General features: G+C 41.6%; 23 protein-coding genes and 1 pseudogene. 18 read left to right on the plus strand and 6 right to left on the minus strand.

The window, feature by feature from the left end:
* Window positions 1-20: 20 nt before the first annotated feature.
* From clpX to tig, 3 genes are all read right to left on the minus strand, one after another.
* Window positions 21-1,331, minus strand: coding sequence for an ATP-dependent protease ATP-binding subunit ClpX (gene clpX, locus FTU13_RS12775; RefSeq protein WP_111884049.1), 1,311 nt, complete (start codon window positions 1,329-1,331; stop codon window positions 21-23).
* Window positions 1,332-1,360: 29 nt separating this feature from the next.
* Window positions 1,361-1,966 carry an ATP-dependent Clp endopeptidase proteolytic subunit ClpP gene (clpP, locus tag FTU13_RS12780; RefSeq protein ID WP_078192707.1) on the minus strand — a complete coding sequence of 202 codons (606 nt, stop codon included), beginning with the start codon at window positions 1,964-1,966 and terminating at the stop codon, window positions 1,361-1,363.
* 194 nt (window positions 1,967-2,160) lie between these two features.
* A complete protein-coding gene (gene tig, locus FTU13_RS12785) occupies window positions 2,161-3,492 on the minus strand; it encodes a trigger factor (protein WP_180084696.1) in 1,332 nt (443 codons plus the stop codon).
* Between the two features lie 272 nt (window positions 3,493-3,764).
* On the opposite strand from tig, the gene FTU13_RS12790 reads away from it, so the two are divergent.
* The 10 genes from FTU13_RS12790 to FTU13_RS12835 all read left to right on the plus strand — a co-directional run bounded on the left by FTU13_RS12790 (window position 3,765) and on the right by FTU13_RS12835 (window position 15,933).
* Complete coding sequence (locus tag FTU13_RS12790) at window positions 3,765-5,939, plus strand: TonB-dependent receptor domain-containing protein (RefSeq protein ID WP_180128413.1); 2,175 nt, start codon at window positions 3,765-3,767, stop codon at window positions 5,937-5,939.
* A gap of 314 nt (window positions 5,940-6,253) precedes the next feature.
* Complete coding sequence (locus tag FTU13_RS12795; protein ID WP_180128411.1) at window positions 6,254-8,506, plus strand: TonB-dependent siderophore receptor; 2,253 nt, start codon at window positions 6,254-6,256, stop codon at window positions 8,504-8,506.
* A 111-nt stretch (window positions 8,507-8,617) separates the two neighbouring features.
* On the plus strand, window positions 8,618-9,301 hold the full coding sequence (locus FTU13_RS12800) for a Fe2+-dependent dioxygenase (RefSeq protein ID WP_180161118.1): 684 nt from the start codon (window positions 8,618-8,620) through the stop codon (window positions 9,299-9,301).
* A gap of 33 nt (window positions 9,302-9,334) precedes the next feature.
* Window positions 9,335-10,441 carry an alpha-hydroxy acid oxidase gene (locus FTU13_RS12805; protein WP_180128492.1) on the plus strand — a complete coding sequence of 369 codons (1,107 nt, stop codon included), beginning with the start codon at window positions 9,335-9,337 and terminating at the stop codon, window positions 10,439-10,441.
* Window positions 10,442-10,704: 263 nt separating this feature from the next.
* On the plus strand, window positions 10,705-12,402 hold the full coding sequence (leuA, locus tag FTU13_RS12810; RefSeq protein WP_078192712.1) for a 2-isopropylmalate synthase: 1,698 nt from the start codon (window positions 10,705-10,707) through the stop codon (window positions 12,400-12,402).
* A 104-nt stretch (window positions 12,403-12,506) separates the two neighbouring features.
* Window positions 12,507-13,667: a homoserine O-acetyltransferase gene (locus FTU13_RS12815; RefSeq protein WP_078192713.1), complete on the plus strand. Its 1,161-nt coding sequence runs from the start codon at window positions 12,507-12,509 to the stop codon at window positions 13,665-13,667.
* Window positions 13,667-14,260, plus strand: a complete 594-nt coding sequence (metW, locus tag FTU13_RS12820) for a methionine biosynthesis protein MetW (RefSeq protein ID WP_067763682.1) — start codon at window positions 13,667-13,669, stop codon at window positions 14,258-14,260. The genes FTU13_RS12815 and metW overlap by 1 nt, the downstream gene beginning before the upstream one ends.
* The gene (locus FTU13_RS12825; protein ID WP_078189669.1) at window positions 14,257-14,847 is read left to right on the plus strand and encodes a tetratricopeptide repeat protein; all 591 of its coding nucleotides are present in this window, start codon (window positions 14,257-14,259) and stop codon (window positions 14,845-14,847) included. Before metW ends, FTU13_RS12825 begins: the two co-directional genes overlap by 4 nt.
* Before the next feature lie 103 nt (window positions 14,848-14,950).
* Window positions 14,951-15,574, plus strand: a complete 624-nt coding sequence (gene rdgB, locus FTU13_RS12830) for an RdgB/HAM1 family non-canonical purine NTP pyrophosphatase (protein ID WP_180055642.1) — start codon at window positions 14,951-14,953, stop codon at window positions 15,572-15,574.
* A 65-nt stretch (window positions 15,575-15,639) separates the two neighbouring features.
* Window positions 15,640-15,933, plus strand: coding sequence for a hypothetical protein (locus FTU13_RS12835; RefSeq protein WP_180128409.1), 294 nt, complete (start codon window positions 15,640-15,642; stop codon window positions 15,931-15,933).
* Window positions 15,934-15,969: 36 nt separating this feature from the next.
* Here the strand turns inward: FTU13_RS12835 and FTU13_RS12840 are convergent, their stop codons facing one another.
* On the minus strand, window positions 15,970-16,851 hold the full coding sequence (locus FTU13_RS12840) for a permease (RefSeq protein ID WP_180128491.1): 882 nt from the start codon (window positions 16,849-16,851) through the stop codon (window positions 15,970-15,972).
* A gap of 141 nt (window positions 16,852-16,992) precedes the next feature.
* On the opposite strand from FTU13_RS12840, the gene tatA reads away from it, so the two are divergent.
* The 4 genes from tatA to FTU13_RS12860 all read left to right on the plus strand — a co-directional run bounded on the left by tatA (window position 16,993) and on the right by FTU13_RS12860 (window position 20,906).
* Window positions 16,993-17,214 carry a Sec-independent protein translocase subunit TatA gene (gene tatA, locus FTU13_RS12845; protein ID WP_078189673.1) on the plus strand — a complete coding sequence of 74 codons (222 nt, stop codon included), beginning with the start codon at window positions 16,993-16,995 and terminating at the stop codon, window positions 17,212-17,214.
* Window positions 17,215-17,226: 12 nt separating this feature from the next.
* Window positions 17,227-17,619 carry a Sec-independent protein translocase protein TatB gene (gene tatB / locus FTU13_RS12850; protein WP_180128407.1) on the plus strand — a complete coding sequence of 131 codons (393 nt, stop codon included), beginning with the start codon at window positions 17,227-17,229 and terminating at the stop codon, window positions 17,617-17,619.
* A 79-nt stretch (window positions 17,620-17,698) separates the two neighbouring features.
* Window positions 17,699-18,469, plus strand: coding sequence for a twin-arginine translocase subunit TatC (gene tatC / locus FTU13_RS12855; RefSeq protein ID WP_180128405.1), 771 nt, complete (start codon window positions 17,699-17,701; stop codon window positions 18,467-18,469).
* Between the two features lie 220 nt (window positions 18,470-18,689).
* Window positions 18,690-20,906, plus strand: coding sequence for a PhoX family phosphatase (locus FTU13_RS12860; protein WP_180128403.1), 2,217 nt, complete (start codon window positions 18,690-18,692; stop codon window positions 20,904-20,906).
* 42 nt (window positions 20,907-20,948) lie between these two features.
* Here the strand turns inward: FTU13_RS12860 and FTU13_RS12865 are convergent, their stop codons facing one another.
* Window positions 20,949-21,728, minus strand: a complete 780-nt coding sequence (locus tag FTU13_RS12865; protein WP_180128401.1) for an NRDE family protein — start codon at window positions 21,726-21,728, stop codon at window positions 20,949-20,951.
* A 93-nt stretch (window positions 21,729-21,821) separates the two neighbouring features.
* On the opposite strand from FTU13_RS12865, the gene lgt reads away from it, so the two are divergent.
* The 3 genes from lgt (at window position 21,822) to FTU13_RS12880 (ending at window position 23,552) form a co-directional block, all read left to right on the plus strand.
* The gene (lgt, locus tag FTU13_RS12870) at window positions 21,822-22,634 is read left to right on the plus strand and encodes a prolipoprotein diacylglyceryl transferase (protein ID WP_180128399.1); all 813 of its coding nucleotides are present in this window, start codon (window positions 21,822-21,824) and stop codon (window positions 22,632-22,634) included.
* 156 nt (window positions 22,635-22,790) lie between these two features.
* Window positions 22,791-23,183 (plus strand): hypothetical protein, encoded by a 393-nt coding sequence (locus FTU13_RS12875; protein WP_180128397.1) that lies wholly within the window; start codon window positions 22,791-22,793, stop codon window positions 23,181-23,183.
* The gene (locus FTU13_RS12880; protein ID WP_180093303.1) at window positions 23,184-23,552 is read left to right on the plus strand and encodes a hypothetical protein; all 369 of its coding nucleotides are present in this window, start codon (window positions 23,184-23,186) and stop codon (window positions 23,550-23,552) included.
* 22 nt (window positions 23,553-23,574) lie between these two features.
* Here the strand turns inward: FTU13_RS12880 and FTU13_RS12885 are convergent, their stop codons facing one another.
* Window positions 23,575-24,087, minus strand: a complete 513-nt coding sequence (locus FTU13_RS12885) for a peptidoglycan amidohydrolase family protein (RefSeq protein ID WP_180093301.1) — start codon at window positions 24,085-24,087, stop codon at window positions 23,575-23,577.
* Window positions 24,088-24,647: 560 nt separating this feature from the next.
* Between FTU13_RS12885 and thyA the strand changes: the two are divergent.
* Window positions 24,648-25,253 (plus strand): annotated as a pseudogene (thyA, locus tag FTU13_RS12890) (thymidylate synthase); the annotation flags it as partial.
* Between the last annotated feature and the right edge of the window lie 78 nt (window positions 25,254-25,331).

Genomic DNA, 25,331 nt, shown 5'->3' on the forward strand with positions numbered 1-25,331 from the left:
ACGTTTCAGACGAATAGCGCTTAAGCAGATTTAGAGTTCACAACTTTTAAATCTGACTTCGGTGCAGCTTCTTCAGTTTTCTTTGGTTGACGTTCTGATTTAAATTCAGGTTCCGCTTCACCATTAATCACCGCTTCATTGATGACAACCGTACCCACATCTGAACGACTTGGTAGGTCATACATCGTTTCAAGCAATGAATTTTCTAAAATCGAACGTAGACCACGCGCACCCGTATTACGGTCAAGGGCTTTTTTAGCCACGGCACGTAATGCTGAGTCTTCAAATACAAGGTCAACATTTTCCATTTCAAATAAATATTGGTACTGACGTGTCAATGCATTTTTTGGTTCTGTCAGAATCTGCATCAATGCTTCTTCGTCGAGTTCTTCCAAGGTGGCAATCACAGGTAAACGACCAATAAATTCAGGAATCAGACCAAATTTAACCAAATCTGTCGCTTCAACTTGGCGGAATAAGTCAGATAATTTTTTAGTTTCATCTTTCTTACGCACTTCAGCTGTAAAGCCGATACCACCTTTTTCTTGACGCTGCTGTACGATTTTCTCTAGACCAGAGAATGCGCCACCACAGATAAACAGGATATTTGAAGTATCAATTTGAATAAATTCTTGCTGCGGATGCTTACGACCACCTTGAGGCGGAATCGACGCAACCGTACCTTCGATCATTTTCAATAACGCTTGCTGAACACCTTCACCCGATACATCACGAGTAATAGATGGGTTTTCAGACTTACGGGTAATTTTGTCGATTTCATCGATATAGATAATGCCCTTTTGCGCTTTTTCTACATCGTAATCGGCTTTTTGAAGGAGTTTTTGAACAATGTTCTCAACGTCTTCACCCACATAACCGGCTTCAGTTAAAGTCGTTGCATCTGCCATCGCAAATGGCACATCTAAAAGACGCGCAAGTGTCTGAGCAAGCAGTGTTTTACCTGAACCTGTTGGTCCAACCAACATGATGTTACTTTTCGAAATCTCTACACCGTCTTCTGGTTTTTTACCACTGGTGCCAACTTTTAGGCGTTTATAGTGGTTGTATACCGCAACAGAGAGGGTCTTTTTCGCAACATCTTGACCAATCACATATTGGTCAAGCGCAGCACGGATTTCATGCGGTTTTGGTAAAGGACGAGTTGCCCAGTCATTTGATTCAACTTGCTGACTGGTCTGAACTAGGTCAAGACATACGTCCACACACTCATTACAGATGTACGCGTCCTCACCTGCAATCAGTTTCCCGACTTCAGACTGCGTTTTACCGCAAAATGAACAATGCTTTTGTCCTTGAGGATGTTCGGACATATTCACTCCAATAATTAATTCTTTAAAACTTATGGGCGTTTAGATAAAACTTCGTCCACAAGACCGTATTCTTTCGCAGCTTGCGCTGTCATAAAATTGTCACGGTCAGTATCTCGAGCAACAGTTTCGTAGTCTTGACCACTATGCTCTGCCATTAAACGATTTAAACGTTCTTTGATGAATAGAATTTCACGTGCATGAATTTCAATGTCAGATGCCTGACCACGGAAACCACCGAGTGGTTGGTGAATCATGACACGGGCATTTTCAAGACAGTAACGTTTGCCTTTAGCACCGGCATTAAGCAGGAATGCACCCATCGATGCTGCTTGCCCCATGCAGTAAGTCACAACATCAGGTTTAATAAATTGCATGGTATCGTAAATCGCCATACCTGCAGTAACCGAACCGCCTGGTGAGTTGATATATAAATGAATATCTTTATCTGGGTTTTCTGCTTCTAAGAACAACATTTGGGCAACAATCAAATTTGCCATGTTGTCTTCAACTTCACCGGTTAAAAAAATCACACGTTCACGCAAAAGGCGTGAATAAATATCAAAAGAACGCTCGCCACGAGATGACTGTTCTACCACCATTGGCACTAGTGCGTTTTCAATTGTTGGAACATACATACGTTATTTATTCCTAAATTTTTCTGACTCAACCCATAATTCACAATATGAGGGATATTTGTCGAAATTGCAAAAGATTCCCAATTAAATAACAGATATTTTTTTCATAAGCATTGTGAAATCAGGACAACTTATTTGGGGGCAAATTTCGATAAAAAAAGGCGCTTAATGCGCCTTTTTTTGAAAGCTAGAAATTAGCCTTGTTGACGAGCTTGTTGCTCTTTCAATAAGTCTTCATAGCTCACAGTTGTATCAGTTACTTTAGCAGAAGCTAAGATGTGATCTACAACTTGGTCTTCTAGTATAACAGCTTCGATTTGAGCACGTTGCTGTTTATCGTTGTTGAAGTATTCGATTACTTCTTTAGGATCTTCGTAAGAAGAAGCCATGTCTTCGATGTAAGCATCAACACGTGCAGCATCAACTTCAATTTTAGCATCAGCTAATACTTTGCTGACTAATACACCAAGTTTAACTGATTTTTCAGCTTGCTCTTTGAATAGGTCATCTGGAAGCATGCTTGAATCAAACGCTTTAGCGCCTTGAGCACCAAACTGTTGAGTGAATTGTTGGATCATTTGTTGACGTTGACGGTCAATTTCTTGAGCAACCATTGCTTCTGGAAGTTCTACTTCGTTTGCAGCTACAAGGGCATCAAAAGTTGCACCTTTCACTTGGTTACGAAGACCGTTTTTCACTTCACGTTCCATGTTTTTACGCACGTCAGCTTTCAGTTTTTCAACGCCTTCTTCTTCAGTTAGACCGAAGATTTTTAAGAATTCAGCATCAACTTCTGGAAGTTTTTGTTTTTCAACAAGCTTAACAGTGATTTTGAATTGAGCAGCTTTACCAGCAAGGTTTTCAGCTTGGTAGTCTTCAGGGAAAGTTACATCGATAACTTTCTCTTCGCCTTTCTTCATACCAACGATACCGTCTTCGAAGCCAGGGATCATACGACCAGAACCAAGAACGAGTTTAAAGTCTTCAGCAGCGCCGCCTTCAAACTTCTCGCCATCAACAGTACCTTCAAAGTCGAAAGTTACTTGCATGTCTTTTTTAGCCATGCCTTTAGTTTCAACCCATGAAGCACGTTGTTTTTGAAGATTTTCAATCATCTTCTCAACGTCTTTGTCGTCAACTGAAGTTGCTTTACGTTCAACTTCTAGGCCTTCGAACTTAACTTCAACTTCTGGATAAACTTCTACAGTTGCTTCATAAACTAAAGCATCATCTTTCATTTCAGTTTTTTCAATGTTTGGCATACCAACAGCATTGATTTTTTCTTGTTGGATCGCTTCGAATACTGTGTCACGAATGATGTCGTTTACAACTTCTTGATAGATACCAGCACCGTATTCACGACGAACAACGTTTACAGGTACTTTACCTGGACGGAAGCCGTTGATCTTCACAGTTTTGGCAGTGCGTTTCAAGCGAGCTTCAAACTGCTCGTTAATACGGCTCGTCGGTACAGATACATTTAAACGACGGGCAACGCCCGAAACCGCTTCAGAAGTTACTTGCATGGCTTCCTCGATAATTTGTTAGTTAAAACAGTTTTAAAAAAAAGTGCCACATTATATGACAACAATTAAAGATATACAAAAATGGATTATAACACTATAAATTCAGGCATGGATGCCCTTCTTATTTTTAGAATTTTTCAGCTTTTTTCGAAGAAATATTGATTATTTTTTAATTCACCATTGAAAATGAGAAACTTTCTCACTATTATTCTTAATGATATTTTTTTAATTTATTTTCATATATTTATCTTGTCCATATTTGGTATTCTTTTATGAGTAAATTTAATCTCAACCCTCTTTCCGCTGCTTTATTTGGGGCAATTGTAACTACTACGAGTTTCGCACATGCTGAAACGACTGAATCTCAAGCTCAACAGATGGAAACCATTGTTGTTTCTGCAGCGGGCTTTGAACAAAAGATCAAGAATGCTCCTGCTTCAATCAGTGTTGTTACAAAAGCAGACATAGAAAAGAAAAATGCTTCTAGCATTGCAGATTTACTAGCTGACATTCCGGGCATTGATATTCGTGACGGTATTGGTAAAACATCCGGCTTAAACGTAAAAATGCGTGGTCTAGGTAATGACTATAGTTTGGTTTTAATTGATGGACGTCGCCAAACAACATCTTCTGACGTAACTCCAAATGGTTTCGGTGAATCATCAAATGGTTACTTACCACCCCTTGCTGCAATTGAGCGTATTGAGGTCATTCGTGGTCCTATGGCTACTCGCTATGGCTCAGAAGCAATGGGTGGTGTAATCAACATTATTACTAAAAAAGTGTCTGATACATGGACTGGTAATGTTACTGTGAGTGGTAACCTCATGGAACATAATGGGGAAGCCGACTCAGCAAAAACCAGTTTTGTTTTAAATGGCCCTCTTATAAGCGAACGATTAGGGATGCAGCTACGCGGTTCTTATTTAGACCGTCAAAAATCTGAACGTATTCCAGGTACATCTGGCCGTGACCCACGCCCAAGTGAAGCAGATAATTTTGATTTTGGTGGTAAATTATCCTTTAACTTAGATGATAAAAATAGTTTCTGGTTAGATGGCTTCCATTCAAGTCAAAACTATAAAAATGATGATAATCGACTGGGCACTCAAGACACACCGAGCCGTGCTAATGGTTATAAAGACGAACTAGAATTTAACCGTGATCAAATTTCTGCTGGACATGAGGGTAACTATGATTTTGGTAAATGGTCATCTTACGTAAGCCATACAACTACTGAAACCGTAGGCCGTACTATTCCACGAAACACATTCCCATTAAATGCATTTGCAGGCACAGATCGTACATTAGAAAACACTGACTTTGTTGCTGATACACATATCGTCATGCCTATTGCAGATCATAAAATCACAGTAGGTGCCGAATATAAAGAAGCAGAAATTGCCGACGATATTGCGGGAATAGGCTCAAAATTCAAAAAAGACTCATTATCTTTCTACGCTGAAGATGAATGGCGCCTTTTAGATTCAGTTGCTTTAACTTTAGGTGGACGTTATGAAGATCATTCAGGTTTTGGTGGTCACTTCAGCCCACGAGCATATTTAGTTTGGAATACTAATGAAAATCTAACACTGAAAGGTGGTGTAAGTACGGGTTACAAAGCACCTTCTGCAAAAGCATTACACAATGGCGTGATTAGTGTTAGTGGTCAAGGTGCAACTTTTGGTGTCGGCTCTCCTAATCTTAAACCTGAAGAATCCACCAACTATGAATTAGGCTTTAATTATAACAAAGGTAGCTTTGACTTAACCACAACGGCATTCTTTAATAAAATTGAAGATCTGATAACTGATGGAGCTGACCTTTGGAACTGTTACTCTGAAACAAATCCAAACCAAGCAGGTTGTGTCAGCTATGGTTCCCATATTACTCAAGATAGTTTTTCACAAAGTATTAATGCCAATGAAGCAGAAACTAAGGGCGTTGAAGTTAGCTTGAAATACAGCATTATCCCTGAATGGGATATTAAAGCTGCATATACCTATATGGAAAGTGAGATCACAAAAGGTGAAAATAAAGGCTCGTACCTAAATAACGTACCCAAAAATGCTTTTAATATGACATCTACTTGGCATATTAATCCTTCACTCGATGTTTGGTTACAGCATGAGTATAAATCTGATCGTAAACGTTATAGTACAGTCCAAACTGCTGGTGATGCTGGCATCATTTATGCTGCAACTGGCAATAAGTTGAAGGGGTATAATTTATTTAACCTCGGTACAAGTTATAGCCTTAACGACAATATTCGTATTAATGGTTCTATAAATAACTTATTAGATAAAGACTTCACAAGCAATGGAACTTATATCAATAGCCAAGGTGTAGAGACATCTTACTATGACTATATGACCATTGGTTCTTCAATGGCTGGAACTTACTTAGCTGGTCGTAACTACTGGTTATCCATTTCTTATGATTTCTAACTTTTAGTACTTATAAAAGACAAAACTAAAAAACCTGTTTCGGCAGGTTTTTTTTGCATTAACAATTACGATTTATGCTTATTTAATTCACAATCATGTCTATATTTATAATCTCAATTAAACATAAAAAAACAATATATTTTATCAATATTTAAATAAAACATAGTCTTAATTAATACTTGTTATATCATTACATTAAATACTACTATCACAATATGATTATTTATCGTGATTTACAATTACACAAAGATGTAAGAACAAATAAGAATCATTATTATTCGCATACAAATTCACTATTCCAAATCGGGTTCGAAATGGCCTTCATTAAAACACGTAAGAAAATTGTTTCTTCAGCAATTGCTTCTTCTCTTTCTGTCATTGCTGTTAATGCAGTCGCGCAAGAGCAAGTTACTCAACTTCCAACGATTAACCAAGAAGTTGTTGCTGAAAAGGCACCAAGCTTAAAAGTTGATAAATCTGCGAATGCTAAATTTGTTGCTCCCCTTCTTGATACACCAAAATCTGTATCAGTGATTTCTAAGCAACTGATTGAAGACACGCAAGTCACAACTTTAAGTGATGCTTTACGTACAGTACCTGGTATTACCCTCGGTGCTGGTGAAGGCGGCAACCCAAATGGCGACCGTCCATTTATCCGTGGCTACAGCTCTGAAAGCTCAATGTATTTAGATGGTATTCGTAATTCAACCTCCCAAAACCGTGAAATGTTTGCCATAGAACAAGTTGAAGTCACCAAAGGTTCTGCTTCTGCTATGGGTGGTGCAGGTACTGTTGGCGGTAGCATCAACATGATTTCTAAAGTGGCTAAAAAAGGCGACCACTTAGAAGGTACTGTTGCTGGCGGTACAGATGCTTATGCACGTGTAACACTAGATGGCAATAAAGATTTTGGCAATGGGATTGCTGCACGTGTTGCCGTTATGGGACACATGAATGAGAAAGCAGGTCAAGCTGACGGTGCTGAATACAAACGTGCAGGTATTGCCCCTAGTATTACTTTTGGCTTAGACACCCCTACTCGTGCAACTTTAAGTTATTACTATTTAAAATCGGATGACACTCCAGATTCAGGTGTTCCATATTGGGATGCTGGTTTAAGTAAACCACAGGGTAAACCTGCGGAAGTAAAACAAGGCGTTTATTATGGTTGGAAAGATCGTGACTTCCAAAAACAAGAAAACCAAGCAGGAACAATCAAGTTAGAACATGATTTAACTGACAACTTAACCCTCACAAACACTGCAATGTACAGCAAATCTAAAAATGATTATGTTTGGACAAACCCTGATGACTCCAAAGGCAATGTAGCCAATGGCAAAGTATGGCATCGTCAAAACTCTGCCATCACAGATAGCGATACCTTTACAAATCAATTAGCATTGACAGGTAAATTCGCTACAGGTGCCATTAATCACAGTTTTAATGTCGGTGCTGAATATAGCAAGCAAGAAACTGACAAAGGTGGTTATAACATCATTAACAGTAAAGATGGCAAAGTTTCCTCAACGGGGTTTTACAGCGACTGTAAAGACCTTTCAAGCAATTGGTGTACTTCTCTAAACAATCCAACTCAAAAACCATTTTTAGATCGTCTAGAAGCCCGCCAAGACTTTGATGCCACGGTTGAAAGCACTTCTGTATATTTATTAGATAGTATTGAAATCACACCACAATGGTTACTTGATCTTGGTGTGCGCTGGGACAAGTTTGAAGCTGCACAAAACTTTCGTGCTACATCTTCAGCTGCTGCATATACAGCTAACAATGATTCAGACTTCTTTACATATCAATCAGGTATAACCTTTAAACCTGTTGAAAATGGTTCAATTTATGCAAGTTATGCTACCTCTGCCAGTCCTGTTGGCTTAAATGCTGGTTGGGGAGATAACAGCGAAACCATAAATGCTAATAACCAAATGATCGATCCTGAAGAAGCACAAACTTACGAGTTGGGTACTAAATGGGACTTGTTAAATGATCGTTTGAATTTAACAGCAGCGATCTTCCGTACTGAAAAACAAAATACTCGTGTACAACTTGACCCAACAACTTATGCGAATGTAGGTGAAAGTAAAGTTGATGGTGTTGAATTAGGATTAAATGGTCAAATTACCGATAAATGGGATATTTCGGCAGGTTATACTTATCTTAATAGTGAATTAACAAAAAATGGTAAATCATGCCGTGGTTCAGGTTCAACAGCAACTTGTACAGATAATGCCATTTATAATGGCAACCAAATGCCTAATGTACCTAAACAAGCAGCAACATTATGGACTACCTATAAGATATTGCCGCAATTAACTTTGGGTGGTGGTGCAGTATATTCAGACAAAGTTTATGGTGATGTTGCAAACATCAAATGGGCTCCATCTTATGTACGCTACGATGCTATGGCGCGTTATACCGTTAACAAAAATGTGGATTTACAGTTGAATGTAAATAACCTTTCTGACAAACGTTATTTCACTAAAGCCTACGCATCTCACTATGCCACTGAAGCAGAAGGCCGCAGTGCAGTTCTATCTGTTAACTTTAAATACTAAGAAGAAATAAATACCATAAATAATTTATGGTATTGACTCAAATAGCCTCGCTTCGAGGCTATTTTTGTATATGATCAAAACATTAATATTACAGTTCCAAAGGGTTAGGCCGTGATTCACCATATCCCAAATGTATTGAGTAAAGAACAGGTCAACTACTTCCGCACAGAAATGCAAAAAGTAGAATGGATTAATGGTCAAAAAACTACGGGCTCACTGTCTAAAAATGTAAAAAACAACCAACAGCTAGATATAGACCATTCATTAACACAGCATTTAGGTGACATTATTCTGCATGAATTGTCACAACACGCGCTTTTTACATCAGCGGCTCTCCCCCTCAATATTTTGCCGCCCTATTTTAACCGCTATGAAAATGGTGAAACGTTTGGTTTCCATGTCGACAATGCCATTCGTTGGATGCCCGACAGCAATCAAAAAATTCGTACCGATTTGTCCTGCACGATTTTTCTAAGTGAACCTGAAGAATATGAAGGTGGTGAACTTGTGGTTGAAGACACCTATGGCTATCACGAAGTGAAACTCCCTGCCGGAGATTTGATTTTGTATCCATCTACCAGTGTGCATGAAGTTACTCCTGTGACTGCAGGCTGTCGTATTGCTTCATTTTTTTGGTTGCAAAGTATGATCCGTGAAGATGCTGAGCGTCACATGTTATTTAATCTCGATCAAAGCATTCAAAATTTGCGTATGCAATTGGGTGATGCACATAGTGAAGTCGTCAAGTTGACTAGTCTGTATCACAACCTTATCCGCAAATGGGCCGAAATTTAAAGCTCAAGGTCAATAGACATGGACAAACTGACAATGACTGATCATAACATTTTAGCGCCACTCACTCAGATTCCAGCTCATTTGCAAACCATTGCAGATTACGAAAAACAGGCTGAGCTGCACCTTTCTCAAATGGTGTGGCAGTACTTGCAAGGCGGCTCGATGGATGAACACAGTGTCCGTGGCAATTTGTCTCAGTTTGAACAGATACAACTGCTACCACGTATGCTGAAAGATCTAACCCAAGGTCATACCCAAATCGAAATCTTAGGGCAACGTTTCCCACATCCTATTTTTGTAGCCCCGATAGGTCATCAACAACAATTTCATCCTGATGCCGAAGCTGCAACAGCCCTCGCCGCCGAAGTCCTTGGCAGCAATATGATCCTCAGTACGTTTACCAATACAGATATGCGTGAGTTAAAGCAGGACAATCCTTACAAATGGTTCCAATTGTATTGGCAAGGTGAGCGCGAAAAGTCATTATCACTGGTCAAGATGGCAGAAGAACATGCTTACACAGCGATTGTAGTAACCATTGATTCCCCGCATACAGGGATTCGTGACCGTGAACGTCGAGTGTTTTTCCATTTGCCTGAAGGCATGCAACATCCGCATACCCCTGCACATATCCCATTGCCTGAGCTCAACGATGGCGACCATCCCGTATTTAACGGTCTGATGAAAATCGCACCGACATGGGCCGATATCCTTTGGCTCAGTCAAAACACCTCATTACCGATTATTTTAAAGGGCATTGTCAGTCCACGTGATGCTGAACTTGCCCTGCAACACGGTGTACAAGGCATTATTGTGTCGAATCATGGTGGGCGCGTACTGGACGGTTGCATTTCCCCTCTCACCGCCTTAGAACTGATTAAAAAAGTTGTGCCTAAGGATTTTCCAGTTTTATATGATGGTGGTATTCGTCGTGGTTCAGATGTGTTTAAAGCGATAGCCTTGGGTGCATCTGCCGTATTAGTCGGCCGTCCCTGCATTTATGGTTTAGCTACAGCGGGCGCTTTAGGTGTTGCCCATGTACTCAAAATACTGAAAGAAGAATTTGAGATTACGATGGCATTGATGGGAACAGCCACCGTCGATGAGATCAACAAAGATTATATTTTTCAAAAAAGCTAATTTTATAGAAAAATATTTTCCAGTAATGGCATCTTGACGCAAAAATAGGAAATTATTTCCGGAATATATGGACTAATATTTAGTTATACATTTACGAGCTTACGGTAAAGCTAAGTCATGTGAATCTTTACAGATTTATTTCGACTTTCGACTAAAGACTCCGAAATTAAACTTGTAAATTGTTAGAATAGACACAATCTATATAAGTAGTACCTTGCCGTTTATCCACGACATTTATCCACGGTGCTATAAGGAGTTTTCACATGATGTTGGCAGATCCAAGCAAAAAATACCGTCGCATGTACCAACGTGTAGACTTACCAGACCGTCAATGGCCAAATAACGAAATCAATAAAGCGCCGATCTGGATGAGTACCGACCTTCGTGACGGTAACCAAGCGATCTTCGAGCCAATGAACATTGAACAAAAGTTCAAAATGTTCCAAATGCTTGTGAAAATTGGTTTCAAACACATTGAAATCGGCTTCCCTTCTGCATCACAAATCGACTTTGATTTCACCCGTTTGTTGATCGAAGGCGGGCATATTCCCGATGATGTGTACATCGAAGTTTTGGTTCAAGCACGTGATCATTTGATTCAACGTACATTTGAATCTTTACAAGGTGCAAAACGTGCCATCGTGCATATCTACAACTCAAACTCGCCAACATTCCGCAATAAAGTGTTGAATGTTGATGTTGCTGGTGCAAAACAATTAGCGATTAATGCCGCAACGAAAGTCAAAGAATACGCTGCAAAACAGCCTGAAACTGAATTTGTATTCCAATACAGTCCAGAGTGTTTTACTGCAACAGAATTAGAAGTTGCTAAAGATGTCTGTGATGCGGTCACTGAAATTTGGGAAGCATCTCCAGAGAACAAAGTGATTTTAAACTTGCCTGCAACGGTTGAAGTTTCAGGTCCGAACGTCTATGCAGACCAAGTGGAATGGATGCACCGTAACATTCAACGCCGTGACGGTGTGATTATTTCTGTGCACTGTCATAACGACCGTGGCTGTGGTATTGCCGCTTCTGAGTTGGCCATTATGGCTGGTGCTGACCGCGTCGAAGGTTGTGTGTTTGGTAACGGTGAACGTACAGGTAACGTGGACGTTGCAGCGATTGCATTGAACATGTATACCCAAGGTGTTGCGCCAAACTTAGATTTCTCAAACATTAACGAAATCATTTCAATCATTGAAGAATGCACAGGCTTGCCGGTACACCCTCGTCATCCGTATGCTGGTGATTTGGTCTTCACCGCGTTCTCTGGCTCACACCAAGATGCCATTAAAAAAGGTTTCGAGTTCCAAAAGAACGAAGAAATGTGGGATATGCCTTATTTGCCAATCGACCCGAAAGACTTGGGCCGCGACTATGATGCCGTGATTCGTGTCAACTCACAGTCTGGTAAAGGCGGTATTGCGTACTTGTTAGAATCAAATTACAACGTGGTGTTGCCTCGCCGTATTCAAATTGAATTCTCGCAAATCGTACAGCAAAAAACAGATGAAGACGGTACTGAGATTTCTGCACAAGCGATCTGGTCATTGTTTAAAGACACGTATGTGGCTGCCAAAGATACGCATTATGCTGCGAAAAACTACCGCTTACATGATGAAAATGGCAAGCAAGTCATTGAACTCGATATCGAAGTGAACGGTGAGATCCAGCAATTACGTGGTGAAGGCAACGGCCCAATTTCTGCTATCTTAAATGCATTGCAGTTGCCGATTGATGTCTTGAACTATGAAGAACGTAGTATCAGTTCTGGTGCGCATGCCAAAGCATTAGCTTTAATTGAACTTCAAGTGAAAGGTACAGGTAAGTCTGCATTCGGCGCAGGTGTGCATGACAACATCGTGACTGCATCTATCGAGGCGATTATTGCCAGCACTAACCGTTTAATTGAACAAGGTGTTTTGAGTACTGAACAAGTGATTGCTGCTGCAGTCTAATTCAATGCTATAAATATCAAATAGCAATAAAATGACTTTAGAAGGATACCCTCAAGTGGTATCCTTTTATTATTCATACTAAAGATTTAAGGCGAATTATTCCTGTGTCTTTTCCAGCTGACTCAGTGGGCTTAGTTACCCCACAAAAGTTTATTTTTGAAGAGCCGTTAGAGCTCGAATGCGATCGCATACTCCCACGTTTTGAGCTCATGGTTGAAACTTATGGCGAACTGAATGCGGACAAATCCAATGCAATTTTGATTTGTCATGCACTGTCAGGCCATCACCATGCTGCAGGTTATCATCATGAAGATGACCGTAAGCCGGGCTGGTGGGACGCATGTATTGGACCAGGCAAAGCCATTGATACGTCAAAATTCTTTGTCGTAGCACTAAATAATATTGGCGGCTGTAGCGGTTCTACTGGACCGACCTCTCCAAATCCTGAAAATGACAATCGTCCTTATGGTCCTGATTTCCCATTAGTGACTGTCCGTGACTGGGTCAAAACCCAAGCCATGTTGTCTGATCGTTTAGAGATTCAGCAGTGGTATGCGGTGATTGGCGGCTCTTTAGGGGGCATGCAAGCTCTACAATGGTCTGTGGACTATCCAGATCGTTTACAAAAGTGCGTGATTATTGCCAGCACACCTAAACTGTCTGCGCAAAACATTGCCTTTAACGAAGTGGCACGTCAGTCGATTTTGTCTGACCCAGATTTCCATGATGGTCGCTATTTAGAAAATGACAGTTATCCTAAGCGTGGTTTGATCTTGGCCCGTATGGTCGGTCATATCACTTACCTCTCTGAAGAGGCCATGAAACAAAAATTTGGCCGTGACTTAAAGTCAGGTAAATTTATGTATGGCTTTGACGTCGAATTCCAAGTCGAAAGTTATTTGCGTTATCAAGGTGAGCAATTTAGCCGTAACTTTGATGCCAATACCTATTTGATCATGACCAAGGCTTTAGATTATTTCGATCCATCACGTGAATATGAGCAATCATTAAAAACCGCGATGTCTAAAACCAAGTGTCAATTTTTAGTTGTTTCGTTTACAACGGACTGGCGTTTTGCCCCTGCTCGTTCGCAAGAAATTGTAGATGCATTAATTAGCAATCATAAGCCTGTGAGCTATGTGGATATTGATGCTGAACAAGGCCATGACTCTTTCTTGTTCCCGATTCCGTTATATGTGAAAAGCTTACGTGCATTCCTAGGCGGTGTAAAACACCTGCAAGAAACACCGAAGGAGACCAACTAATGCGTATTGATCATCAACTGGCTGAACGTTGGATTAAACCAGATTCAAGCGTACTCGATTTAGGGTGTGGTGACGGTGAACTGCTTGCACATATGAGCAAAAAGCACAATATTCGTGCATATGGCTTAGAAATTGATCAAGAAAAGATTGCAATTGCAGTCAGTCGCGGGTTAAATATCATCCAACAGGACTTGAACTTAGGTTTAAGTCGCTTTGCCGACCAGTCTTTTGACTATGTGGTTATGGCACAAGCCTTGCAAGCTGTAGATGCACCAGACGTTCTCTTAAGAGACATGGTGCGTGTGGGGAAACAGGCTATTATTACCTTTCCAAACTTTGCACATTGGAAGACTCGTTCTTTCCTTGCATTAAAAGGAATGATGCCCGTTTCAGACGCGTTACCCTATATGTGGTATAACACGCCCAATATTCATTTATGTACTTTCCGTGATTTTGAAGCGCTGTGTGCTGAGAATAACATCCGGATTATTAACCGACTTGCCGTGAATGGGGATCAACAAGACAGTTTACTCAGTAAACGTCTCCCAAATCTATTTGGTGAAGTCGCAATTTATCGAGTGAGCGCTCTATGAAAAAATTATTATTAAGCACGACGCTACTGATTGGACTTTTTAGCATACAAGCCCATGCGGATTATGTTGCTCCATCATCTTCAGTTTCTAGCCAAGCTGCTCAATATTCAATTATGGATATTCACAGCTTAAGTAAAGCTGCTAAAGCAGGTCAGCCCGGTGCTCAGTTTTACTTAGGCACTAAATATCAACAAGGTAAAGACGTTGCCAAAGATGAACGTCAAGCTTTTGCATGGTATAAGGCTGCTGCTGATCAAGGTTTATCTGCAGCACAGCTTAATGTAGGTCGTATGCTTGCAGATGGCATTGGGACTAAAAAAGATGAAGCGCTTGCTCGTCAATATTTCGAAAAAGCAGCCAGCCGTGGTGATAACCGCGCAAGCTTTAACTTAGCCATGATGGAAGAGCAAAAGAAAAACTACATGGGTGCATACCAATGGTATGAGCTTTCTACCCGTGATGGCATGCTCGACAACAAAGTGATTAGCTTGTCTGAAGGTAAGAAAACTGCTTTGGCAGCCAACTTAAGCCAAGACCAAATTCGTCAAGCACGTGACCGTGCAGACAAATGGATTCAAGCGCAATAAGTTTTTGAATCTTAAAAAGCACCTTCGGGTGCTTTTTTATTGCCTGTCAACCACAGCATCTTGTTAAAATAGCCTCAAATCTTGTTTTATGGTGAATATTCACATGGCTTCAACTGATTGGTTATCTCAAGGCACTTTGGTGCTTGCAAGTAATAACAAAGGCAAAATTGCAGAATTTGAAAAAATGTTTGCGGAACTGAATTTGCCTGTTGAAGTGATTCCTCAAGGTCAATTAAACATTGAGGATGCCATCGAAGACGGCCTAAGCTTTGTTGAAAATGCCATTATTAAAGCGCGTCATGCGTCGAAAATTTCAGGCAAGCCAGCCATTGCAGATGATTCTGGCATTTGCGTTCCTGTACTCGGTGGCGCACCAGGAATTTACTCTGCGCGCTATGCAGGTGAACATGGAAATGATGCCGCTAACAATGCCAAGTTGCTTGCTGACCTCAAACCACTCCGTAAAGAGGGTGAAGCAATCGAAGGGATGTTTGTATGTGTCTTGGCTTTGGTCCAACATGCAGAAGACCCACTCCCACAAATTTTTCAAGGGGTTTGGCGCGGTGAAGTGATGGAAGCAGCACGTGGTGAAAATGGCTTTGGCTATGACCCACTGTTTTGGCTGCCTGAACTAAACGTTTCTAGTGCTGAATTATCAAAAGAAGAAAAAAATAAAATCAGCCATCGTGGTCAGGCGATGAAATTATTTAAAGCAAGTTTGAAATAAGTTAAATTGGAGTTAATCTTAATGCCAAAGATTAACTCCAATCCCTGAATAAAAATAGAATAATTATGGCACTTCAACCGATACAGATCATATGCAACGCTTGCCATCACACTTCAACTGAAATCCCAACACGCTCATTTCTTGGTTTTCAAAAACTAAGCTGCCCTCATTGCCATGCGCAACTAACCTACCCGCTCACCTCAGGCTTTCGTACCACTTACGTTATTTTTGCAGTGGTGATCGTGCTGTCGATCATGCTTAATCTGTCGCAAGGTCAGGTTGGATTTCCAGGCCTGATAGGTATCGCAATGATATACGCCCTCGTGCGTGATTGGCAGATTCGAAAACAGCTCAAGTAGTCGCCCTTTGCGGGCATCTATAATTCACTTTTCATTTTAAAGCGAAAAAAGATGCAAAATTAACCCATAAAAACTGACGACGATGCAGCTCATAATCGTGCCTGAAGCAATATAACGTGCCGAAGTTCCTGTTCCTTGATAATGCGTTTCTAAAGCCACAATATTGGCGGCAGGGGGTAAGCAGAACAGCATGAACATCACCCCAATATATTTCTCGATCTGGGGAATCGGAAGAAAGGCATAACTCAAACTACAGATCACCGCGCCAACGGTGAGTTTCATCGCATAAATACGACTACTGTTAATCAGATCATGCCACTTTACCTTAGTTTGGCGCAGCCACATCCCTAAGACGCACATCCCTGTGAAACTCATTCCAATTTTTGCAGCTTGATAGAGCCAATCTAAGATCTGATGTTCTTCTAAATGCTGCAGTCCAACTATTCGACAGACACCTGCAATCATCAAGGCAAATACAGGCGGTGACATCGCCACTTTTTGAATCACGCTCGACCATGGGAGTTGGGCTGAACTGACGGCTGTCACGGCCCACATATTGCCAAAGATAGAGCCACCAACATACAGAGCCACCATCGCTGCACTAATTTCAGGACCGAACAGTGCTAATGCAAAAGGAAAACCCAGCCAAGCCAAGTTCAAATAACTGACACACAAGGCACGTAAACTATCTTTTAACAGCCAGCGAAATAAATAAAACATCAGCACGGCAACACTAAAGCTAAAGAGCATGAGCGCTAAACTGCCTGCTTGATAGAACACCATGTTGTAGATGATCACGGCTGGAATAAAACAGCGTGCAAGTAAGCTAGAGAAAATCGATTTGAGCGATGCGGTTCCTGATAATGATGCCAATCCGAGGCCACTTAAAAAACCCAATATCGGAAGAAGAAACGCCACTACACCACCCTCACTGCTCAATCCAAGCATAGTAACACTGAACATAAGCTTCGCTGCTGTCTTTAAACTGCAACATCTTGGTCACTTCACTGTCATCTACAACTGCTGAAATGTTGTGCAGACCAACAAGAGGATAACAAGATGGCTGGACTATCGATTTGGCATGTACTGATTTTTGCAATTGTGGTGATTTTACTCTTTGGTACATCAAAACTAAAAAACTTGGGCAAAGATGTCGGCGGCGCGGTCAAAGATTTCAAAAAATCGATGCGTGATGAAGACGCAGCAAATACACAGCTTAATGAGCCTCGCACGCTAGAGCATGAAGCTCAAAATAAAACCAATTCCTCAGTTCAAAGCTAAGGAGTTGTCATAATGCTTAATATTGGTATTAGCGAATTACTGGTGTTCAGCATTATTGCGCTGATCGTACTCGGCCCAGAAAAACTGCCTGAAGGTATTCGCTTTGCAGGTAAATGGTACGGGAAAGTTAAACGACTGATCAGTAACGTGCAAACAGATATTGACCGTGAACTTCGCATGTCCGAACTTCGTGAAGAAATGCAAAAAGAAATGCAACGTATTCAACAGCTCGAAGCGCGTATGCAGGCTCAGATGAATGAATTGCAACAAACGCAACACCCCATAGAACAGACTGCGCTAAAACAACAAGAAGCCGTCCTACCTGACAATAAAAATTTATCCCCACGTTATCAGTACATCGAACGTGGTCAGAGCACGATCTTTGCCGTGGCTACCCCCAAATGAAAAAAAAGCACGAGATTAAAACAGACCAGGTTCCCACATTAAGTTCGACCGATGTATTAGCAGAATATCAGGTGGCCGTATGACAGATCTTTCACTGAACAATTCACAGAACACTGTGCCTGATTTGGAAGAAATGCCGATCACCAAACATTTGGTGATTTTGCGTCGGCATTTGATCAAAATTACAGGGCTCATTTTGATTCTGTTCTTTTGTTTATTGCCCTTTGCCAATCAAAGCTATCAATTGATGTCAGAGCCACTGCGTGCGCAGTTGCCGATGACCTCATCCATGATCGCAACGGATGTGACCGCCACCTTTATGGCGCCGTTCAAGTTGAATTTCTTTGTCGCGCTTATGCTCGCGATGCCTTTCGTGATTTATCAACTTTGGGCCTTCATCAAACCTGCACTGTATGAAAAAGAGCGTCATTTGGCGATGCCCTTATTATTCGGCAGTATCGTCCTCTTCTATGTCGGAATTGCATTTGCCTATTGGGTTGCTCTGCCCTCCATCCTACATTTTTTTATGAGTGTTTCCCCTGAAACAGTCGCCCCGATGACGGATATCAATAGTTATTTAAGTTTCTGCTTAAAGCTTTTTTTGGTGTTTGGGCTGACCTTTGAAATTCCCATCATCACGCTAATTTTGATTTTGATCGGGGTGGTGTCTACTCAAACCTTGGTGGAGAAGCGTCGTTTTATTATCGTCGGCTGTTTTTTTGTCGCCATGTTTGCCACGCCACCCGATGCGCTTTCGATGATCATGCTGGCCATTCCCATGTGGATGCTCTTTGAGCTGGGTTTGTTCTTTGGCAAGCTGATTGAAAAACGACGTACATCTGCAACTTAAACAAACTGATGTTTCGACAATTTTGGTGAGTTTTACACCTAAGAGGCTGAGATAGCCTCTTTTTTTATGCGCCCATTTAATGTTTTGCAATTTTCATGCAGCGAAATCTAAACGCCTATTTCATCAGTTTGCAACATTAGCTTCAAAGCATTGTCATATTTTATCGATAGTTTTATGTGATCAACTTTTACCCAGCACACCTTTGCCAGGATTTAAATTCATGACAAACATGCCATATAACGAAGATCAAGAACTTGATAACAACACTTCGGATAACCTTCATTTTCGTGACATTTTAGAACAACGCATCAGCCGTCGTAGCTTGATTACCAAGACTGCGAGTGGTGCAGTCGCACTTGCATTGGCATCTTCATTAACGGGGTGTAATGATGACAATGACTCAGGTTCAAATAGCAATACCAAACCACCAGTTACAGATCCAAATCAAAAACCGACCAAGTTCAATTTCACACCAGTGAAAAAGAATTTAGACGACATCGTGACCGTTCCTGAAGGCTATCAAGCGCATGTGCTATATGCGATGGGTGACTCGATTAACCCTGCATACCCAGCATGGGATGATAACAATGTTCCTTCTGGCCCGAGCTTCCAATTCCGCTCTGGTGACTGCCATGACGGTATGAGCTTCTTTGGTTTAAATATCACCTCTGGACGTTATGATGCCAAACAGTCTGACCAAGGTTTGTTGGTGATGAACCATGAATACATCAATCCAACCTTCTTACACCCGCAGGGCCCAACCAAAGTAGATGGTCGTCGCCCTGAAGATGAAGTCATCCGTGAAGTCAATGCACACGGTGTTTCTGTCATTCAAATTGAAAAAGACAGCAAGACTCAAGCCGTTAAACTGGTACAAAACTCTCCATTTAACCGTCGTATCACAGCATCGACCGTAATGGACTTTAAAGGCCCAGTTGCAGGCTCAAGCTTAGTTTGCACGAAATTTTCAACCAATGGCCAGCAAACCCGTGGTACACACAACAACTGCGGTAATGGCTATACCCCATGGGGAACTTACCTGACGACAGAAGAAAACTTCATTGGTTACTTCGCTCGTGCGAAAGCAGATGATGCCAAACGTAGTCCTGCTGAAATTGTGGCACTCAACCGTTATGGCCTAAAAGCGGGTGCAAACTCACGCTATGGTTGGGAAACAGCGATTGGAAGTAATGAGTCTCAAGATTTATATGACCGTTGGTCGGCGAATGTTACCGGTACTCAGGCAGCAGAAGATTATCGTAATGGTCCAAACACCTTTGGTTGGATTGTCGAAATCGATCCATTTGACCGTCGTGAAAACCCCGTAAAACGTACAGCACTGGGTCGCTTTGCACATGAAGACTGCCGTGCAAGTCGCTTACGTGAAGATGACAACCTCGCGTTTTACATGGGCGATGATTCACGCGGTGAATACATCTATAAATTTGTATCCGACCAAAAATGGAATAAAAAAGATGTCAACGGTGGCTATGCCGCGGGCGACAAATACATGAACAACGGTAAGTTATACGTTGCCAAATTTAACAATGATGGCAAAGGTCAATGGATTGAATTGAGCTATAACGTCAATGGTTTAAACCAAAGCAACAGCGTGTATCCGTTTAGCTCACAAGCAGATGTTCTGACCTTCGCACGTCTTGCCGCAGATGCTGTCGGTGCTACCAAAATGGACCGTCCTGAATGGGTTGCTGTACATCCAGACAATGGTGAAGTCTATGTGACCCTCACCAATAACTCGAACCGTGGTACGACGCATGCACTTGATGCAGCCAACCCACGTAACTACACCGACCCTGAAGGTGGTAAAGGCAACGTCAACGGTCATATTATCCGTTTCCGTGAAGATGGTGATACAACCACAGCACTCAGCTTTACTTGGGATATTTACCTGTTTGGTGCTGAAGCAAAAATGGCGAGCAACATTAACTTATCTGGTCTAAATGACAACAATGACTTGTCTTCACCCGATGGGATGTGGTTCGACCCACGTGGTGTGTTATGGATTCAAACCGATGACGGTGCTTATACCGATACCACCAACTGTATGATGCTTGCTGCGCTTCCGGGTCAAGTCGGTGATGGCACAAAAGCCACGACATCATCGGGTCAAGAAACCATTGTGGGTGCAAAACTGAATGATGAAAACTTACGTCGCTTCCTGACAGGACCAAAAGAGTGTGAAATCACAGGTGTGACGATGACACCTGACTACAAAGCGATTTTTATCAATGTGCAACATCCCGGCGAAGATTCAGCATCCTATGCTGAACCGACCAGCCACTGGCCTGCATCACAAACCAATGCAGCAGCGACCTCACGTCCACGTTCTGCAACCGTTGTCATCACCCGTAAAGATGGTGGTGTGATTGCTGGCGAAGCGGTAGAACAAGCTCAGCCAACACAAAAAACCGCATAAGACACCTCTAAAAAAATAAGCCGACGAATCGTCGGCTTTTTTTTATGGCTTTAAATGCACTTCTATCTGGGTGATCTGTCCTTGTTGCTCACCCTGCTGCTGTTTTTCCTGCCAATGCCACTGTGAATCCCGCATACATAATAAATTTGAACAGCGGGTGCCATACACTGGACTTTGAATAAAGGTTGAAGACAACAAATGTTCCATTTCCGCCTGAATCCCAGTATTGGGTAACAATGCTGGAATGATTTTACGTTCATCTTCCAAAATATCCCACGCAGCGGCGTCTATATCCGCCTGTGGTTGCTGGCTTTGTAGCATCGGCAAAAATTCTTGCGTGAAACGTTTGCGTAAATGTCGGGTCTTTTCCCAATGTTCAGTCATTAAACCATTAGATGTGACATACACCCCTTTGGCTAAGACTTGTGGCCCTTCACCGCGATTACTCATATAAACGGCTTGAGTGGCATCGCCAACGAATAAATTAAAGCCGGCATAATTACATTGGATTTGTTCCAGTGCTTGCGCAAACCGAATGGGCGTTTGCTCAGATTCTAAAAATTGCTGAATCAAAGCGCCACGTGAAGTGGAATATGCAGTCTGATCACGACCATCACGAAAATTGGTCACAATCGCCCAACGCCCTTGAGCGGTTATCCCCATCCATGTTCCACCAGACTGTAAGTCCTGCCCTGCAATAATCGGACTATCTACCCATTGCTTTAGGCCTGCCGTCGGTCGATGATAAAACTCATCACGATTCGAAATCAGGCAGAGTGGCATGTCATCCAAGACCTGCCAAGCAAAAGCCACAATGCACATATTCAACTCTCAATATCTTTACACATTGAATGTACAACATTTTTCAGCACATTCAGCTAAAATCTGTGCAAAACATAATGACAAGGAACAGCAATGCTGACATATCCAAATATCGACCCTGTGGCGATATCACTGGGGCCACTACAAGTTCACTGGTATGGTCTGATGTATTTATTGGCCTTTTTATTTGCATGGGGCTTGGCAAGCTACCGCGCAAAACAACGTGACGGCTGGAACGCAGAAATGGTCTCAGACCTGATTTTCTACGGTGCATTGGGTGTCGTGATTGGTGGACGCTTTGGCTATGTCTTCTTTTATGGTTTCGATCAGTTCCTTGCCAACCCATTGTGGCTATTCCAAGTTTGGACAGGCGGCATGAGCTTCCATGGCGGTTTCCTTGGGGTCATGATTGCCATGTTAGTGTGGTGCAAGAAATATAAAATGACTTGGTTCCAGACCCTCGACTTTATCGCACCCTGCGTTCCAACAGGCTTAATGTTTGGTCGTATTGGGAACTTTATTGGTGGCGAGCTATATGGTCGTGCAGTGACCGACCCTAATTTTGCTTTCGGCATGATCTTCCCGACCGATCCACTTCAGTTGGTGCGCCATCCGTCGCAACTCTATCAAGCCCTCTGTGAAGGTTTAATTCTGTTTATTGTGCTGTGGTGGTTTAGTTCAAAACCTCGCCCACGTTATGCCGTTTCAGCCCTGTTCCTCATCGGATATGGAATCGCACGCTTCACCGTTGAATTCTTCCGTGAGCCGGACAATGGTCAACTGTTCATCGGATGGATGAGTAAAGGTCAGTTCCTGACAGTTCCGATGATTCTGATTGGACTATGGATGATGTGGTATGCCTACCAGAAAAAAATCTATGACTGGGGTCCACAAAAGAATCACTAATATTTTCTAAATGTCTTTAAGCAAGCGAGGTTTAAGCCTCGCTTTTTTATGCGCTGAAATTTACTCCTTCATACGCATTTACTGCACATGAAGTGACTGAATTAGACAACTGATCTGTGCTAAAGTTTATTCAGCTTATTTTAAAACTATCGATCCATGCTTGAATTTTGGTTTAACCCCAGCGTTTCTGTACTTAAAAAAATCCTGTTTTTTATTGCGATGGTCGTACTGACCGGTGTTCTGTATTGGATGGAACCCTTAACACTTCAAGCCATTCTCATGTTCATGGGTACAGGCGTGATTTTCCTGATTTGTCGTTATTGCAAGATTCATTTTGCAGCAAAAAACCCAACTGGTTTACTCTATCGTTTATTGACGTGGATTCCGATTGCACTGCTGTTGGCACTGGTTTTTATCAACATGAATAAGGGTGAAATTTTGATTCCGGGTGCTCAAGGCATTGGCTTTATGGCTTTGGCAATCTGCCTGCTCTCCCCGATTTCACTGCTGAATAAAAACGAGAAAACTTCACCCGAAGGTAAGGTTTAAATGCTGACGTTTTGGTACTCTGAGCGCTGTAACCGACAAATCAAGCTCATCATTTGTATCAGTACCTGTGTGCTTATTTTTCTATGCGCTGAACAAAAACAACTAGATCCCCGCTTTGCGGGCTTCAGTTTAGCCATTGGTATGATGATTGATCTGCTTTATAAGCTCAGACAAGACAAACTAAAAACACTGTCTCCGTCATTAAAATGCGGTTTGGCTGGTTTGCCAATTTTATGTTTAGTGTGCTTAATTTATTTTCTACCCAATGAGCAACGCTGGATTTTAGCGCTGCAATGTGTGGGCTTTACTGCAATTGGATTATTTATCGTCTCGATCTACAGTCAGCGTGCAAAAAGGTTTGAAGACTAACCTTTTATTCAGCCACGGGCTGTTAATCCGCTAAGCGATAATAGCTATATTTCACATTTGGAGTTCGATAGACCGCATAACCCGCTTGACGATAATCAGACACCCAATCCTTACCTGAATATGCTGCGATATGACCATAACGGCTACTTTGATTGCGGTCGATAATATAGATATCGCCTTTCTTAGGTCGATCAAACGCTAAATTAATTTTTTGATAACCAATTTTTTGTAATGTGCTGCCCCAATCTGCTGCGGCAACGGGGTGACCGTTAAAACGTGCCCCTGCGGACTCAAGTGCTAAACGAACACTGCGGGCACATTTCTGAGTACTGCTTTTGCGGGTAATGCCTTGTAAAAATCCAGTCAAACGATCGATATCGATACGCTGACCATTTCGGGATACCACATTTTTAGTCGCTGCTTTTTGAGTGGTATTGGACTTGCCCGTATTTTTACTCGCCTGAGAACGAATTATGATATTTGCCTGAACTGGAGCATGCACTTCACTCAAGTTTACATTGTGATCATAAGCCATTCTTTAACCCACACTCCCGCCTATATTTAGGCATTCAAAAATTTTAACGAGGGTGATAGTACCGCGTAAATCATGTTTTTTCATGTAAAAAATGTAAGATTTCTTAAACAAATCTTCACATTTAAATACGACCGTCTATTTTTAATTCAAATATATTTATTTTTTATATCAAACTCTTATTCAGAAATAATAGCCTAAAATCACCTCTTCATAATGAGAAAAATCACGTGTATTTTTTAATCAAACTTATCTGTATTTTTTTCAACGCTGTGAATGTAACATCGCTTAATATGTAAACAATAGAGCTTAAGTCTTCTAAGCTCATGCTTGATTTAACAGACATATTGTCTCGTTAACACTTGATGTAATTGTTATTAATAGGCGTCTTCAGCCCAGACAACTCAGCTCTTGTTGCCTGCAAAATTTGGTCATCACCCAATAAACACCGTATGTTTTGGATTTTTTAAACCTGACTATATTCAAGCGCCCATCACAGTTTCTTCCACACGCAAAACAAGCTAATATGTGCCACAAGAAATTTAGCAAATTATGAGAGAGACATGCGCCAGTATTTAGACCTTTTACAACACATTCTCGACAACGGCGGCGACAAGGGCGACCGTACGGGTACGGGAACACGTTCTGTATTTGGTCATCAAATGCGCTTCGATCTTTCTCAAGGTTTCCCTTTACTCACCACCAAGAAAGTTCATTTCCGCTCTATCGTGATTGAACTGTTGTGGTTCCTTAAAGGCGATACCAATGTTCAATATTTGCAAGACAATAAAGTGTCGATTTGGGATGAATGGTCTACCGCAGAACAAACTGCACGCTTTGGTCGTCCTGCCGGCGAATTAGGTCCTGTTTACGGTCATCAATGGCGTAATTTCGGTGCAACCAAAAAAGCCGATGGCCTATATGAACAAGATGGTTTTGACCAAATTAAATGGTTGGTCAATGAAATCAAAACTAATCCTAACTCTCGTCGTCTAATCGTGTCGGGTTGGAACCCAAATGAGGCAGGTAATGTTGCATTGCCACCATGCCATACCTTATTCCAATTTTTTGTCCAAAACGGAAAATTATCCTGCCAATTATATCAACGTAGTGCTGACGTTTTCCTTTTATCCCCCCTAAACAATAATTCACAGTATGGAATTTTAACTGCTTAAAATCCATTACTGATCTACGTTCATAGTAACGATTGAATTATGCACAGTATGTTATATAACTTAGTTTGTGTA

The organism is Acinetobacter sp. YH12064 (assembly GCF_013419735.1).
In the GTDB taxonomy this organism is placed as follows: domain Bacteria; phylum Pseudomonadota; class Gammaproteobacteria; order Pseudomonadales; family Moraxellaceae; genus Acinetobacter; species Acinetobacter amyesii.